A 14,785-nucleotide genomic window follows, 5' to 3' on the forward strand; every position below is an offset into this window, starting at 1 on the left:
AAACGAAAGAAGCCCCGGGTTTCCCCGGGGCCTCCATTGAACGATCGGATGATCGATCAGAAGTCGCGCTGGATGCGGAGACGACCAGCCCAGGCGTCGTCGCTCTTGACGCCCGCCAAGCCACCGACGCGAGCGCCGTTGTTGTCGACCTGCAGAACGCGCGAGGCCAGCTCGGTACGGGTGTAGAGAACCTCGACACCGATATCCAGGCCCGAAACCGGCGACCAGATCAGGTTACCAGCAACGATGAGCTCCTTCGGATCAAGCGAGCGGACCGGAGCGCCAGCGGCGTAGAGGCCGGCGGCCTGGACGTAGCCGAGCTTGACTTCCGAGTACGAGCCGTAGAGCTCCGAACGCAGCTGCGGGGTCCAGAAGTGACGCAGACCGGCCACAACCGACCAGCCGGTCGAGGTCTTGGCGCTGCCGAGCACCGAGACGCCAAGATCGCCGATCACGAGCTGGTTGCCAGCGATCGAGGAGGTCTGGCGGCCCGAGCCGTACTGACCACCCCAGCCGAGGTAGCCGAGAGCGCCGTCGGCGTAAGCGGCCTGCAGGAACAGGTGATCGCCAGCCGCAAGCATCGGCAGGTTGATCTTCACGCCGCCCTGGATGGCCCAGCCGTACTCGTCCGAGCTGGCCTGGGTAAGAACGCCAGCAGCGGTGAAGGTCGAAAGGACCTTACGCTGGGTGAACGCACCCGACAGCTGAGCCGAACCCCAGCCCTGATCGACGCGGAGCGAGGCAACGATGTCCGGGAAGTCCTGACCGCCGAGGGTCAGACCAGCGCCGGTGAAGCGACCGAAAGCGCCGTTCTCACGCTGGCCGGTGCCGGTGTTGCGATCTTCCAGCGAGACCGTGGCCGAGAAGCCCGAACCGAAGGTGGCGGTGTAAGCCAACAGGTTGAGGCGCGAGTCAGCCGTGCGGATCGTCGAGAAGCCGAAGTCGTTCGCATAGAAGTCGAAGAACGACTGAGCGCGACCGGCGGTGATCGGACCGAACTGGATGAAGGCCAGATCGAGGTTCGAGGCAGTGCCCGGGCCGGCGGCGCCGTTACGAGCCTGACCGGGGGCGATGATGCCCTGGTTGCCACCGATGGTGCCGGCATAGAAGCCCGAGCTGACCGTCAGCTCGTAGCGGAAGAACGTACGCAGCGTGCCGTAGGCGGTCGCGGTGCGGGCGTCGACGTTCAGGCGACCGCGCGAGCGGGTGCCGTAAGCGTCCTGGCCGTCGCCGTAGCGGGTGCCGACCGTGTATTCAGCACGGACACGACCACCGACGCGCAGGCAGGTGTCGGTGCCCGGGATGTAGAAGAAGCCCGCGCCGTAGGCGGAGCAAACGCGAACGTATTCGACCGGAGCGGCCTTCCGCGAAGGAAGGTCGGCGGCCTGAGCCCCGGCAACCGCGGCGATGCCGGCGGCGGAACCGAGGAGGAGGCTCTTTACGAGCTTCATTTGATAACCTCCAAAAGAGTTTCGAGACCCTCGGGCGTCGGCGTGTTCCTATCCGGTGGCCCCAGGAGACCTGTCCGGCGAACCCGCCTATCCCGGTCTTTCGCCCGCGTCCCCGAACCGTTCGGAGGCGAAGACGAAAAACAGCGACCGGGAACGTCCCGCCGCACAGTCACCATTACGAATGCCCGGCCGCCAATCAACCACGATCACGCCACAGTCCCCGCCGAGGACCCGCTTTACCCCCCGGTGTTGCAGCCGGGCCACGCTTTGACCGGCAAACTTAAGAGGGCGTTAACCGAACCGGGCCGTTTGCGAGCTTCCTGGCCCGCCTGGCGGCGAATCTCATGGGTCATGGCCTGCGCCTGAGTCGCCCGACGGCGCCACGCAGCAGACGAATCTCGCCGTCCTTCCGAAGCGGGCCAAAGGCGCGAGCTCGGGCCACGGCACCTTTTCATGCCACCATCGTGTTCATGGGTTCCGGGCTCAAGCGCTGCGCGCTGCCCCCGAATGACGGAGGAGGCTTCGGCGGGCGGCGGAGCGAATGCGGGGCTCAGTATTCCCACTCGGCCCCGACGCCGACAGCAGCGCTGCCGTCGGCATTGGTCTCGGCCTGGAGCTTCAGGCGCCGGGTCACGTCGATGCCGACCGAGACGCCGCTGTCCTCGGGCTTGGCGCCAGCCTTCACCCCGAGGGTGATGTTGTCGGAGATCGCGCGGGAGACGCCGACCGTCGGGCCGCCCGGCCCCACCTGCACATCGAGATTGTCGACGCCGAGCGAGCGACGGATGCGTTCGAAGACATCGTCGCCTCCGGCGCCGGAGAATTGCGCGGCAGTCTGCGCGAGCTGAAGCGCCTGGAAAGGCGAGAGCGAGCCGGAGGCGCGAGCGAAGAGCAGGCGCGACAACACCTCGTCAGGCGGCAGCTCGGGCGAGGAGGTGAAGGTGAACTCCGGCGCCGAAGCCTCGCCGGAGACAATGATCCGCGCGGTGACATCGGCGGCTCTGGTCTCGGCGACGAAGTCGAGCGTGGGCATGACGTCGCCGGAGAAGGTGACGCGGCCCTTGCTGAAGTCGAGGCGCTGGCTGGCGAGGTTGAGCCGTCCGCGCCGGAGATCGAAGCCGCCGATCAGGGCCGGCGCGCCGGAGGTGCCGCCGACGCGCAGGTCGCCGCCGAGCTCGGCATCGATGCCGCGGCCGCGGATGAAGACGCGCCCCGGAGCCGAGACGGTGATGTCGAGCACGGCGTCGAAGGCCGGCGCGCGCGCGCCCTTGCGATTCGCCACAGCGCGGGCCTTGCGCTCGGCGGCGAGGCGGGCCGCTGCCTGGCCCTTGGCATTGACATGGCGGATGCCGTCGACCGGCCGCGAGCTCGACGGCAGGCGATCGGGCACCGCGACCTCGATGGTGACGACATCGATGCGTCCGCCGATGCGTGGCCGCTGCGCCAGCGGGCCGGCAAGGTCGAGATTGAGATCGGCGACCGCCCGGACCAGCCCGCTGTCGACGAGCTGGGCGCGCCGGCCCTCGATGCGGATCGTGCCGGGGAAACCGGCCGCGGGATCGAGCTTGACATTGCCGCGGGCCGAGAGCGTGCCGCCGCCGGGCGTCTGCGCCGCGAAACGCTCGATGACCAGATCGGGCCCGTTGGCCGCGACGCGCGCCTCGAGCCCGGTCAGCTTCACGCCCTGGAGCGCATCGCTGAAGCTGCCGCCGGAGAGTGTCGCGCCGCCGGACAAACGCGGTGCGGCGAGTGTGCCGCCGGCACGCAGGTCGAGCGCGAGCTGGCCGGTCAAGCGTCGGCCGTCGGCTGCGAGCTGGGCGTTGGCGAGCTGAGCGTCGGCTTTTCCCTGTATGGAGAGGTCGAGCGCGCCGTCGCCGCCGAGCGGCGCCCTGCCCTTGGCGGTCAGGCTGACGAAGCGGCCGGCATTCAGGCTGGCGTCGAGGCTGGTGTGGCGGCCATCGAGCGCGCCCTGCCCCGAAATCTCTATCGGCGGCAAGCCGGCGGAGCGCGTCTGCGGCGCGACGAGGCGGGCGATGCGGACCCGCCAGGGGCCGGTCGGCGCCTCGGGCGTGCCCTTGATCGTCGCTTCCGCATCGAGCGTGCCGGAGAGATCGAGCGTCGGCGACGCCAGGCGCGCGGCCGAGAGCGGCACGTTCTGCGCGGCAAAGCGCAGGTCGAGCGCCTTGCCCACCTCGCCGTCGAGGGCGATCCGGCCGCCGTCGAGCGCGATGGAAAGATCGCGGATGGAAACACCGCCGTCGATCGCGGTGAAGCTCGCCGGCCTGGCCAGCGCGATCCTGCGGCCGTCGCGGGTCGCGGTGAAACTGGCGAGATCGAAGCGCAGGGGATCGGCGACCGAAAGCCGTCCCTTCGAGGCGAGCGAGAAGCCACGTGCGGTGGCATCGAGTCTGATGTCGCTGGCGTCGGCGCCGCCCTTCGAGACCAGGCGGATCGCGCTCACCGGCTCGCCGGCGATGACGGCGCGGTCGATCTGGACGGCGCCGTTGATCAAGGGCTTACGCAGCGCGTCGACAATGGCGATGTCGGCGTCGAGCCGATCGAGCGAAACGCTAGGTGCAACAAGCTTCTGCGCGCTGGCCTTGAGATCCAGATTCTGGCCGCCGGTCGGGCGCGCCAGCTTCACATCGGCCTCGATCCGGCCGCCCAGCTTGGCGAGCGCCAGAGCCGAGAGATCGTCGAGATTGCGCGCCGCGAGCTTGAGGTTGCCCTCGGCCAGATTGGAGGCGTCGAGATCGAGCGCTCCGTTCAAGGTGACCGAGCCTATGGCGATATCGAGCTGCGGCAGCGCCCAGCCACCCGGATCGCGCTTGGCGAAGCGCAACACACCTGTCGCCGGCCTGCCATCGACCTCGCCGGAGAGCCTGGCATCGCCGGAGAGCGCGCCCTGCAGATCGCGCAGCGTGGCGTCGAGCGCCAGGCGGGGCACCGGCCGGCCGAGCGCGGTCGCGTTGCTGATGCCGGCTTTCAGCGTCGCATCGAGCTTGTCGAGGGGGCCGGTCAGCGTCGCATCGAAAGCGCCCTGCCCCGAGAGTTTCGGATCGGCGCGGCGCAGATCGGGAATGGCGATGTTGGCCTTCAGGCTCGAGCCTTGCGCGCCGAGTGCGCCGTCGGCCGTCGCCGCGACATGGATGCCGGCGATGCGCAGTCCGTTGACGACGAGCCCGCTGCTGGCGGGCACCCGGATCTCGCCACCGAGGGTAAGCTTGCCGGCGAGCAGCCGGTCGAGCGCCTCCTGGCCGAGCGTCAGCGATTCGGCGCCGCCATCGAGCTTGACCGCATAGAGGCGCTTCTTCGGCTCGGCATCGACATCGGCGCTGATGGCGGCGGAGCCCTTGAGCGTGCGGCCAGCGAGCATGCTGAGGCGCGACAGGTCCGGCAGGCGCGCCTGCACCTTGCCGAGGATGCGGGCCGGATCGAGGCGGCCGGCATAGCCGAGCTCCGCCCCGCCGAAGGCAAGCTTCAGCGTCTCGAACTCGCCGCCACCGCCCTCAGAAGCCGTGCCGCGCAAGGTGAAGCGCAGGCGATCGCCGATGAAGCGCGCCAGGCCGGGATCGGTCAGCGCGACGCCGGAGGCTTCGCCGTCGGAGACGAGCACGGTGCGTGTCGCCGGATCATTCAGCGCGCCGGTCGGCGTCGCGGTGAAGGTGAAATCGAGCTTGCCGAGCTTGCCCATGGGAACGCTCGCGCCCTCCGCCTGCAGGCTGGCGTTGATGCGCGGCCCGGCGGCCGGCCCGCGGATCGTCGCATCGAAGGCGAGCTTGGCGATCTCGGCGCCGGAGGCGACGGTGCGCCCTTCGGCATTGGGACGGGCGGCGGCGGTGATCTTGAAGTCGAGGTTCTTGTCGGCGCCATAGAGGCCGTTCACGTCGAGCCGGGCCAGCGCCGAGACCAGAGCCATCTGGTCGACGGAGACGGCACCGCTATCGGCGAATGCGAGCGTGCCGTCGAGGCGGGTCGAGCCCTCGAAGACCGGCGCGACCGGCGGCGGCATCAGGCCGGCTATGCGGGAATCGAGCGCGAGCAGGAGCCGGCGTGCCGCCCCCTGGCGGCTGAGATCAGCCGTGCCATTGGCGCCGATGGTCGGGCCGGCAGCAAAGGCGAGTGTCGCGCGGAAGCGGTCGAGCGGGCCGTCGCCGGTCAGGTCGAGCTTGACCGGCGGGCGGTCCGGCAGGTCGGCAATGGTCGAGATCAGCCCGCCGGCCGGCTCGTCGAGCTTGACCGCGAGCTGGAGCTGCGTCGATTGCGGCACGAAGCGCAGATTGACATCCAGGCTGCCGCCCATGTCGAGCCGGCGCCCGGCGAGCCGGAAGTCGAGGCCTTCATTGGGCGGGCCGAGACGGGCCGCCCCGGTCGCCGACAATCTGGCGGGCGCGCCGATCACGGTCGGGCCGAGCGCGAGCTCGCCGAGATGGAAGGCCTCGACGATCACCTTGAGCGGCAACTCCGGCAGGATCGGCGCGTTGTCGGCCGGCGGGGGGGCGCCCGGTTCCGGCACGGGCTTGCGCAGGATCTCGAGCTTGCCGATCTCCAGCCGGTTGACCTCGAGCCGGCGCAGCAGCAGCGCCGAGCGGGTCCAGATCAGCCGGGCGCGATCGAGCCTGAGCCAGGGGCCGTCGCGGTCGGAGATGACGATGTCGCGGATGGTCGCGTCGGAGGAGAGCGCGCCGTCGACAGCGCCGATCGAGACCTGACTGCCATCGGTGGAAAGCGCCTTCGAGATCAGATCGGCGAGGACGCCGCGGTCGCCGGCGTTCTGGGCAAAGCCGCCAAGGCCGGTGAAGACGACCAGCGTTGCGGCGATGAGCAGGGCCCCCAGGCCAGCGAGCAGTCGCGAGATGCGGAGCTTGCCCATCAGAAGGCCTGCCCGATGCTGATATAGAGCGCGACCGGCTTGTCGCCCTTGCGCGGGTTGAGCGGCGCGGCGACATCGAGACGGATCGGCCCGATCGGCGTGTAGTAGCGCAGGCCAAGTCCGGCCGCGTACTGCATCTTTTCCTTGAAGCTCGGGAACTGCGACGCGAAGGCCATGCCCGCGTCGAAGAAGGGCACGATGCCGATCGTGTTGGTGATCTTGATCCGGGCCTCGACCGAAGCTTCGAACAGGCTGCGCCCGCCGGTCAGGCGGTTGAGCGGGCCGAGCGGCGAAAGCGTGCGATAGGCGTAGCCGCGCACCGAGCCACCGCCGCCGGCATAGAAGCGCCGCGTCGCCGGCACTTCATCGAGGTCGGCGCCGGCGATCGAGCCGAGCCCGATCCGGCCGGCGAGGACGTAGCGGGCGTCTTCGTCGAGCGCGTAATAGCCGGAGATCGAGGCCTTGCTCTGGATGAACGGCGCAGCGTTGTCGCCGAAGGCGGCATAGGGCGTGACCGAGGCAGCGACCCTGATGCCGCGGGTCGGGTCGAGCTGGCTGTCGGTCGAATCGTAGCGCAGGGAGAGCGGCACGCCGACCAGCATGTAGTCGACCTGCCCGAGCACGTCGCTGGTCTGGCCGCGCTCGGCCTCGATGCCGGCCTGGATCGAGAAGACGTCGCTGAAACGATGGCGAATCGCGGCGGTGACGTTGGCGTAGCGCGCGGTGTAGCCGCCATAGCGGTTGGTGCCGACGCGCTCGCGCACCCCGGTCGCGTCGATCAGCAGATCGTTGCGGCTGCCGCCGAGCGCCGGCTTCAGGAAGCTCGCCGAGAAGCGGGCGCCGAGATCGCTCGGCTCGAAATCGCCGAAGCGCTGGATCTTGGTGCCGTCGATGCGTGGCGCGAAGAAGACGGAGGCTTCGAGCCGCAGGCGCTCGGCGCCGCCGAACAGATTGCGGTGCTCCCAGTAGGTCTTCACCGCCGGGCCGTCGATCGTCGAATAGCGGGCGGAGAAGCCGAGCAGGCGCTTGGGCCGCTCGTTGACCTCGACGAAGATCGGCAGGTTGCCGGCCTGGTCCAGCCCCTTGTCCTCGCGGATGCGAACCGAGCCGACGGCGGGGATCGTCGCGATCGACTTGCGCGTGTCGGCGAGCGCCTTGGGCGAATAGGGTTCACCGGGCTCGAGATAGATGAAGGACCGGATCACCTCGGGCGGGATGTCGCCGGTCTCGGTGATCGAAACGTCGCCGAAACCGGCGACCGGGCCGGGATCGACGAGGACCGAGACGTCCATGATCTTCGCGGCGTGGTCGACGACCGGGCGAACCTCGACGACGCGCGCGAGCGGGCGGGACTTGCCCCGCCAGTAATCGACCAGCGCCGCCTGTGCCGCCCGGATCGAGGACGACGTCGCCGGGGCACCGGGCACGAGGCCGGACACCTTGCCGGGATCGGGAATCACCGCCTCGGGATCGCGGCGCCCGCTCGGCACGATATCGACATTGCGCAGCGAGAATTGCGGGCCGGGATCGACTGTGACCACGATCGGCGCCGGGGCACGGTTGCGGTAGCGCTCGGCGGTGGGTGCGAGCCCCGGCGGCGGTTCGCCAGCCTGCGTCACCGCGACGCCGTCGACCGCAATCGCGACCTGCGCGTTGAAATAACCCTGCGCCCAGAGCGCATCGATCAGCGGATTGATGTCGGCGGCGGCGCGGCGGGCCAGGGTCTCGCCGTCCGGAGGCGCATCCTCGCGCAGGCGATAGAGCAGCGAGGCGTCCTGCAGGCTGCGCTTCAGCGCGCCGGCATCGGGCACGTCGCCGAGCTCGAACTTCAATTCATAGGGAAGCGTCGTTTCGCTGACCGGCGGCGGCTTGTCCTTGCTGCCGAAGAGGTTGAAGACGTCGAGCGACGACAGGTCGAAGGCGCGGGCCGGCGAAACCTCACCGGCAAGCATCGCCGCGAAAGCAACCAAGCCTCCGCCGGCAATACCGATCCTGCCCCTTCGCCATGACCGCATCAAACCTCCAACTCAACCCAACTCAAACGCAGCGAATGCGTTGATTTTGTGATCGCGCCTCCGATTGATCACAATTCGACGCTCGGGATCAGGCTACCGTCAACCGAAAACCTGAACGAATCGTTGGCCATCCGGACATTGTCGAATGGCCGGAATCGCGGCCCTTTCAGTCGCCCTGCTCGGCCAGCGCAAAGGAGATCGCGGTGACCGGGTCGAGCCGGGCCACGACCGGGCCGACCGTCGGCGCGAGGACGCCGCCGCACAGGCTGCCGGTGGTGATGATCTGGCCGGCCTTGAGCGGGCCGAGCGGCCCCTCGACCGAACGATTCGCCCAGGCGAGCGCGGTGACCAGCGGATCGCCATTGGCATGCAGGGCCTGGCGGTCATAGAGCACGTCGCCGTCGAGCTCGACCGTGCAGGTCAGCGCCGGGACGTCGTCGAAGATGCTGAAGGGAACCTCGGGGCCGAGCAGATAGCCGCCATGGCCCATCGCGTCGGCCAGCCAGAGCGGGAACGGCACATTGGTCCAGTCGGCGATGCGGCTCTCGACGATCTCGATGCCGACGAGCGCGGCGTCGCAATGGTCGATCAGCTCCTCGCGGGTATAGGGCTGTCCGGGGCGCAGCGGCATGTCGCGGCCGAGACGGATGGCGAGCTCGATCTCGACGCGCAATTCGGCGCCGTGCACGCCGCGATAGGTGTCGCCGGATTTGAGATAGGGGCCCTGCATCAGTCCGGCCATCGGCCGGCCGCCCTCGCCGAGCGAGACCTTCCAGCCGGCGAGCGGATAGCCCATGCCCTTGTTGACCTCGGCCTGAGCGGCGAAGCCGGCATCGACATCGGCGGGGACCGGCAAGGTCGCGATGTCGACCAGCTTGTGGCCGCGACGGGCGGCGATGAAGGCGCCAGCAAGATTATCGGTCGTCACAGCCATGGTCGTCTCGTCCCTGTCGCCAGCAAGCAGGTTCCTGCCGGCTCATGCTCTCTGGCTACAGCATCGACCGGCTTGCGGGAACCCGGAGATCGCTCAACAGCTATTTGCGGCTGGCGAGCACGACGCCGAGCACCGCGACCGCCATGCCGACGAGCTGGACCAGGCTCAGCGTCTCGCCGAAGAGGATCCAGGCCTCCACCGCCACCGCGGGCGGCACGAGGTAGAGGAAGGTCGCGATGCGCGAGACCTGGCCACGGCGGATCATCACGAGATAGAGCCCGATCCCGCCGAGCGAGAGCGCCAGCACCGACCAGGCCAGCACCAGCCCCATGGTCAGGTTCCACTCGATCCGCATCGGCTCGAGCAGGAAGGCGAAGGGCAGCGTGAACAGGAAGGCGGAGATGTACTGCACCGCGGTCACCGTGCGCAGGTCGCCCTCGACGATGCGGGCCTTCTGCCAGAACGAGCCGAAGGTGACGGCGAACATGCCGACGATGTTGACGATCACCGGCAGCGCAATGGCTGAAAGCGCCTCCGGCGCGACGCCGACAAGCTTCGGCTCCAGCACCAGCGCGACGCCGACGAAGCCGAAGACGATGCCGAGCCAACGGATCGGCGAGATGCTCTCGCGCATGATCAAGGGCGCGAACAATGCGGTCAGGACCGGTTGCAAGCCGGCGATCAGGCCGGAGACGCCGGCCGGCAAGCCATGGCGCACTGCCCACCAGACGCCGCCCAGATAAACGGCGTGCAGCAGGATGCCGGCGACGACGCAATCGAAAAGGGCGCGTCGCGTCTTCGGCCAGGGCGCGCCGAGGGCGACGGCGAACACGGCGAGCGCCAGGCCGGCACAGCCGAAGCGGACCGAGAGGAAGGTCAGCGCATCGGAATAGCGGGCCGAATAGCCCGCGACGATCCAGCCGCTCGACCAGAGGAAGACGAACAGAGCCGGCGACAGGCGCAGGAAGAGCGAGGAATCGAACATGGCGGCAGCCTTCTAGGCGCCTGATAGGCCCGATAGCGGCAGTTGTCGCCGTATGCGGACGCGGTGAGGCCATGTCTCTCGCGCTCTTCGTCTTGCGCATGCTCCCGTCTTGCCAGCAGCCCCGAACCAGCGACAATCACCGCGCTGCCCCGCCCGAGACCCGCATGTCGCTGCGCTCAGTCCCCGCCCTCGCCTTCGAGCGCTTCATCGCCCATGACGGCTGGGCGATCGCCAGCCACATCGCGCTCTCGGTGCTGATGTCGCTGTTTCCGTTCCTGATCCTCGTCACCGCACTCGGCGGCTTCTTCGGCTCGCAGGCTGCCGCCGACGAAGCCGCGCAATTGCTGCTGGAAGCCTGGCCGCGCGAGGTGGCAGAGCCGATCACGCGAGAGGTCCGCTCCGTGCTGACAGCGGTGCGCAAGGATGCGCTGACGCTCGGCGCGATCCTGGCGCTCTACTTCTCCTCGTCCGGGGTCGAGGCGGTCAGGATCGGGCTCAACCGCGCCTACGAGGCCTATGAATGGCGCAGCTGGTGGCGCACCCGGCTGGAATCGATCGTCTATGTCGTCGGCGGCGCGGTCTTCATGCTCGCCTTCTCGCTGCTGGTCGTGCTCGGCCCGCTGATCTGGCGCGGCATCGTCGGCTTCGCGCCGGCGCTTGCCCCGCTCGGCTTCCTGCTCGCCTTCTTGCGAATCGCCGGGGCGACCGTGCTCGTCGTGCTGGCGCTCAGTGTCGCTCACAAGCTGCTGCCGGCCCGCGCTCCGCATATCCGGGCGATGTGGCCGGGCATATTGATGACGCTGGTGGTCTGGCTGATCGGCGGTGTCGGCTTCGGCTGGTATCTCGACTCGTTCGCCGGCGCTTACGTCACAACCTATGCCGGCCTCGCCACCGCGATGATCGCGCTGGTCTTCCTCTATTGGCTGGCGGCGATCTTCCTTTATGGCGCCGAGCTCAACGCCGCGATCGCACTGCGCCGGGCACCGGAGAAGTCGAGCGGAGACGTCTTGAGCGGGCTATGAGCCCCTCCCACCCGCGGAAGGATCAAGACGTCAGCGCGACCAGGCCTTCACGGTAGCGGCGGCTGCCGGAGAAACTCTCTCCTGTATCCATCTCGACGTCGAAATCGCCGGAGGGCTTACCGGCGATGCGCCGAATGCGGGCTGTATTCACCAGCCTTGTTCGGTGGATGCGGGAAAAACCGAACGGACGCAGCCGCTGGTCCTCACCCTGCAGGGTCGCGCGGATCAGGTGGCGCTTGCCGCTCGCCAGGCAGTACTCGACGTAATTTCCGGCGGAGACCACGGCGATGATCTCCGCCGGTTCGAGCCGCAGATCGACCGTGCCGTCGCGCAGCCAGAACCCAGAGGGGGCGCCGGCCAATACGGTCGCGGCTTGCGGCTGCGGGCGCCGCCCCCAGAGCTCGCTCAGCCAGAAGAGGGACGCGAGCAAGAGGTAGACGAGAATATCCTTGCGCAGCTCGTAGAACAGGTTGCCGCCGGAGAAGCCGAAATTGTAGTCGCCGGCGCCGGCGGCCCAATAGCCGAGCTTGCGCAGCAGAACCATCCCGCAGACATGCACGGCCGAGAACGCGAGGATCGCGGTAGCGTGCAGCGGCCCGAGGAGCCATGGCCGATGCGGCCAGGCGAGCGAGACCAGCACCAGCCGATGGACGAGCGGCGCCAGCGCGACGACCAGGATGCCACTCGAAATTTCCCAGAGCAGGGGTTGCCACAGCGGAACGGCGCGGCCGAGGCGGCTGAGATCGTGCGCGGTCGAGAACGCGTTGACCAGACAGGTCAGGGCGGTGCCCAACGCGATCGCCAGATAGGGCGGCCAGCACCGGAGACGACCCGAGCTGCCATTCGTCACGACCGCGTCGCCGCTCGTCCCAGCGCGCTGGCTTTCATCCCGCAGCATCGACTGCTCGTCCCGCACCGTCTCGACCTGCGCGCTGGCATGCCGGCCTGCTCGGGGCGAGCAGGGAACAGCCGCCATGCGGACACAAACCGATCATTCGCCCCCACAGAGCGCCGGGCGCCGACTCGATCTCGACTGGATCAGGATCGGCGCCTTCGGCCTGCTGATCCTCTACCATACCGGCATGCTCTATGTGTCATGGGACTTCCATGTGAAGAGCGCCGACCGTCTGCGCGAGCTCGAGCCGCTGATGCTGCTGCTCAACCCGTGGCGGATGGCGCTGCTCTTCCTGGTCTCGGGCGCCGCGACGCGGTTCATGCTGGGCAAATACGAGGTCGGAGCCTTTGCGCGGCGCCGCTCGGCGCGGCTGCTGATCCCCCTCGCCTTCGGAATGCTGGTGGTGGTGCCCCCGCAATCCTGGGCGGAGATCGTCGAAAAGCTCGGCTTTTCCGGCGGCTATCTCGACTTCTGGTTCGGACACTATCTCGCCTTCGACCAGAGCTTCTGCCGGATCGAGAACGGCCGGCAGGTCTGCATCATCCTGCCGACGTGGAACCACCTCTGGTTTGTCGCCTATCTCTGGCTTTACACGATGGTGCTCGCCGGCCTGCTTGCGCTGGCCCCAACTCTGGCTGCACGCGCCGAGCCGCTTCTGGAGCGCGCCTTGCCCGGCCTGCTCCTGCTGACAGCGCCGGCGCTGCTACTCGGGCTCAACCGCTTCCTGATCTTCCCGGCCGCGCCACCCACCTACATCGTCGTCGGCGACAGGTACCAGCACGCCCTGTACGGCTTCTGCTTCCTGTTCGGCTTCCTCGCCGCGCGCTCGCAAGCGCTGGCCGAGCGGACCGAGCGGCTGCGCTGGCTGGCGCTCGCCCTCGCCGCCATGGCCTTCCTCGCCACGCTCTGGCTGCGCGCGCAGCCGCAGGGCGAGTTCCAACGCCTGGTCAGGCCGTTCGTCTATGGGCTCGATCAATGGTGCTGGATCGTCGCGATCCTCGGCTTCGCGCGCCGACACCTCTCGCGGCGCGACGGGCCGGTGCGGCGCTACCTCGTCGAGGCCGTGTTCTGCTGGTACATCGTCCACCAGACCGCGATCATCCTCGCCGCGCACTGGCTCAAGCCGCTCGCGCTGCCGGCCGGGCAGGAAGCGGCACTGGTCATCGCCATCACGGCGCTGAGTTGCGCCGCGACCTACGAGATTGCGCGGCGCGTCGGCTGGTTGCGGCCGCTGTTCGGGATCGCAGCGGACCAGCGCGGGCGCCTGCCCGCTTCTAGCCTTCAGCCCTCCAATGCCTCGGCGACGTCCTCATAGGTGCGCAGGCCCGTGCGCGGCGCATAGACCAGCACGGCCATATTGCCCGGCGCGTGCTCGTTCTTCCACATCTTGTGATGGGCGAGCGGAATCTTGTCCCAGGGGAAGACCTCGGACATGCAGGGGTCGACGCGGCGGTCGATGACGAACTGGTTCGCGGCGGAAGCCTGCTTCAGATGGGCGAAATGCGAGCCCTGCACGCGCTTCTGCCGCATCCAGACATAGCGGGCGTCGAAGGTGATGTTGAAGCCGGAGGTGCCGGCGCAGAACACCACCATGCCGCCGCGCTTGGCGACGAGGCAGGAGACCGGGAAGGTCGCCTCGCCCGGATGCTCGAAGACGATGTCGACGTCCTTCTTGCCGGTGATGTCCCAGATCGCCTTGCCGAACTTGCGGGCCTCCTTCACCCAGGCGTCGTATTCGGGCGAGTTGACCGTGGGCATCTGGCCCCAGCAGTTGAAGTCTTTGCGGTTGATCACGCCCTTGGCGCCGAGGCCCAGCACATAGTCGCGCTTGGTCTCGTCGGAGATGACGCCGATCGCATTGGCGCCGGACGCAGCGCAGAGCTGCACGCCGAAGACGCCGAGCCCGCCCGAGGCGCCCCAGATCAGGACGTTGTCGCCTGGCTTGATCGTGTGCGGGGCGTGGCCGAAGAGCATGCGATAGGCGGTCGCGAGCGTCAGCGTGTAGCAGGCCGCTTCCTCCCAGGAGAGGTGCTTCGGCTTCAGCATCAGCTGGCGCGACTGCACCCGGCAGAACTGGGCGAAGGAGCCGTCCGGCGTCTCGTAGCCCCAGATGCGCTGGGAGGAGGAGAACATCGGGTCGCCGCCATTGCACTCCTCGTCGTCGCCGTCGTCCTGGTTGCAGTGGACGATGACCTCGTCGCCGACCTTCCAGCGCTTCACCTTGGAGCCGACGGCCCAGACGATGCCCGACGCATCCGAACCGGCGATGTGCAGCTGGCCCTTGTGGACGTCGAAGGGCGAGATCGGCTGGCCGAGGCCTGCCCAGATACCGTTATAGTTAACGCCGCCGGCCATCACGAGGAGCAGCACCTCTTCCTCGCCGATCGACCAGGTCGGCACGACCTCGACCTTGAAGCTGTCCTGCGGCGGACCATGGCGCTCGCGGCGGATCGTCCAGGCGTACATGTTGGCTGGGACATGGCCGAGCGGCGGCAATTCGCCAAGCTCGTAGAGATCCTTCAAAGCGGGCTTCGCAACGGGTTGCAGCTGTGCCATCTCACCTCTCCCTTGTCGCCACGCCGCTGATCCGGTGGCGTTGCCGGCATCATG

9 protein-coding genes are annotated in these 14,785 nt (G+C 68.5%); 2 read left to right on the top strand and 7 right to left on the bottom strand.

What is annotated here, in order from left to right; genetic code table 11:
- Window positions 1-56: 56 nt before the first annotated feature.
- The 5 genes from BMZ21_RS04735 to BMZ21_RS04755 all read right to left on the bottom strand — a co-directional run bounded on the left by BMZ21_RS04735 (window position 57) and on the right by BMZ21_RS04755 (window position 10,258).
- Window positions 57-1,451, bottom strand: a complete 1,395-nt coding sequence (locus BMZ21_RS04735; protein ID WP_091830189.1) for a porin — start codon at window positions 1,449-1,451, stop codon at window positions 57-59.
- Window positions 1,452-2,001: 550 nt separating this feature from the next.
- Entirely contained in the window at window positions 2,002-6,324 is a 4,323-nt protein-coding gene (locus tag BMZ21_RS04740) for a translocation/assembly module TamB domain-containing protein (protein ID WP_091830191.1), read from the bottom strand.
- Entirely contained in the window at window positions 6,324-8,294 is a 1,971-nt protein-coding gene (locus tag BMZ21_RS04745) for an autotransporter assembly complex protein TamA (protein WP_342029020.1), read from the bottom strand. The genes BMZ21_RS04740 and BMZ21_RS04745 overlap by 1 nt, the downstream gene beginning before the upstream one ends.
- Before the next feature lie 211 nt (window positions 8,295-8,505).
- Window positions 8,506-9,273, bottom strand: a complete 768-nt coding sequence (locus BMZ21_RS04750) for a fumarylacetoacetate hydrolase family protein (protein WP_091830193.1) — start codon at window positions 9,271-9,273, stop codon at window positions 8,506-8,508.
- Between the two features lie 100 nt (window positions 9,274-9,373).
- Window positions 9,374-10,258, bottom strand: coding sequence for a DMT family transporter (locus BMZ21_RS04755; protein ID WP_091830195.1), 885 nt, complete (start codon window positions 10,256-10,258; stop codon window positions 9,374-9,376).
- A gap of 164 nt (window positions 10,259-10,422) precedes the next feature.
- Here BMZ21_RS04755 and BMZ21_RS04760 point away from each other — a divergent pair, with 164 nt between their 5' ends.
- The gene (locus BMZ21_RS04760) at window positions 10,423-11,280 is read left to right on the top strand and encodes a YihY/virulence factor BrkB family protein (RefSeq protein ID WP_091830197.1); all 858 of its coding nucleotides are present in this window, start codon (window positions 10,423-10,425) and stop codon (window positions 11,278-11,280) included.
- A gap of 22 nt (window positions 11,281-11,302) precedes the next feature.
- Here the strand turns inward: BMZ21_RS04760 and BMZ21_RS04765 are convergent, their stop codons facing one another.
- Window positions 11,303-12,256 (bottom strand): LytTR family DNA-binding domain-containing protein, encoded by a 954-nt coding sequence (locus BMZ21_RS04765; protein ID WP_091830199.1) that lies wholly within the window; start codon window positions 12,254-12,256, stop codon window positions 11,303-11,305.
- Between BMZ21_RS04765 and BMZ21_RS04770 the strand changes: the two genes are divergently transcribed.
- Window positions 12,255-13,490, top strand: a complete 1,236-nt coding sequence (locus tag BMZ21_RS04770) for an acyltransferase family protein (protein WP_091830201.1) — start codon at window positions 12,255-12,257, stop codon at window positions 13,488-13,490. The genes BMZ21_RS04765 and BMZ21_RS04770 overlap by 2 nt on opposite strands.
- Here BMZ21_RS04770 and ccrA read toward each other — a convergent pair.
- A complete protein-coding gene (gene ccrA / locus BMZ21_RS04775) occupies window positions 13,457-14,731 on the bottom strand; it encodes a crotonyl-CoA carboxylase/reductase (protein WP_091830204.1) in 1,275 nt (424 codons plus the stop codon). The two genes, BMZ21_RS04770 and ccrA, sit on opposite strands and share 34 nt — an antisense overlap.
- Window positions 14,732-14,785: the final 54 nt, after the last annotated feature.

Source organism: Allobosea lupini (assembly GCF_900109525.1).
In the GTDB taxonomy this organism is placed as follows: Bacteria; Pseudomonadota; Alphaproteobacteria; order Rhizobiales; family Beijerinckiaceae; genus Allobosea; species Allobosea lupini.

Coding starts and splice junctions, on each gene's coding strand:
- BMZ21_RS04735 (WP_091830189.1), bottom strand. CDS start 1,451: ATGAAGCTCGTAAAGAGCCTCCTCCTCGGTTCCGCCGCCGGCATCGCC.
- BMZ21_RS04740 (WP_091830191.1), bottom strand. CDS start 6,324: ATGGGCAAGCTCCGCATCTCGCGACTGCTCGCTGGCCTGGGGGCCCTG.
- BMZ21_RS04750 (WP_091830193.1), bottom strand. CDS start 9,273: ATGGCTGTGACGACCGATAATCTTGCTGGCGCCTTCATCGCCGCCCGT.
- BMZ21_RS04755 (WP_091830195.1), bottom strand. CDS start 10,258: ATGTTCGATTCCTCGCTCTTCCTGCGCCTGTCGCCGGCTCTGTTCGTC.
- BMZ21_RS04760 (WP_091830197.1), top strand. CDS start 10,423: ATGTCGCTGCGCTCAGTCCCCGCCCTCGCCTTCGAGCGCTTCATCGCC.
- BMZ21_RS04770 (WP_091830201.1), top strand. CDS start 12,255: ATGCGGACACAAACCGATCATTCGCCCCCACAGAGCGCCGGGCGCCGA.
- BMZ21_RS04765 (WP_091830199.1), bottom strand. CDS start 12,256: ATGGCGGCTGTTCCCTGCTCGCCCCGAGCAGGCCGGCATGCCAGCGCG.
- ccrA (WP_091830204.1), bottom strand. CDS start 14,731: ATGGCACAGCTGCAACCCGTTGCGAAGCCCGCTTTGAAGGATCTCTAC.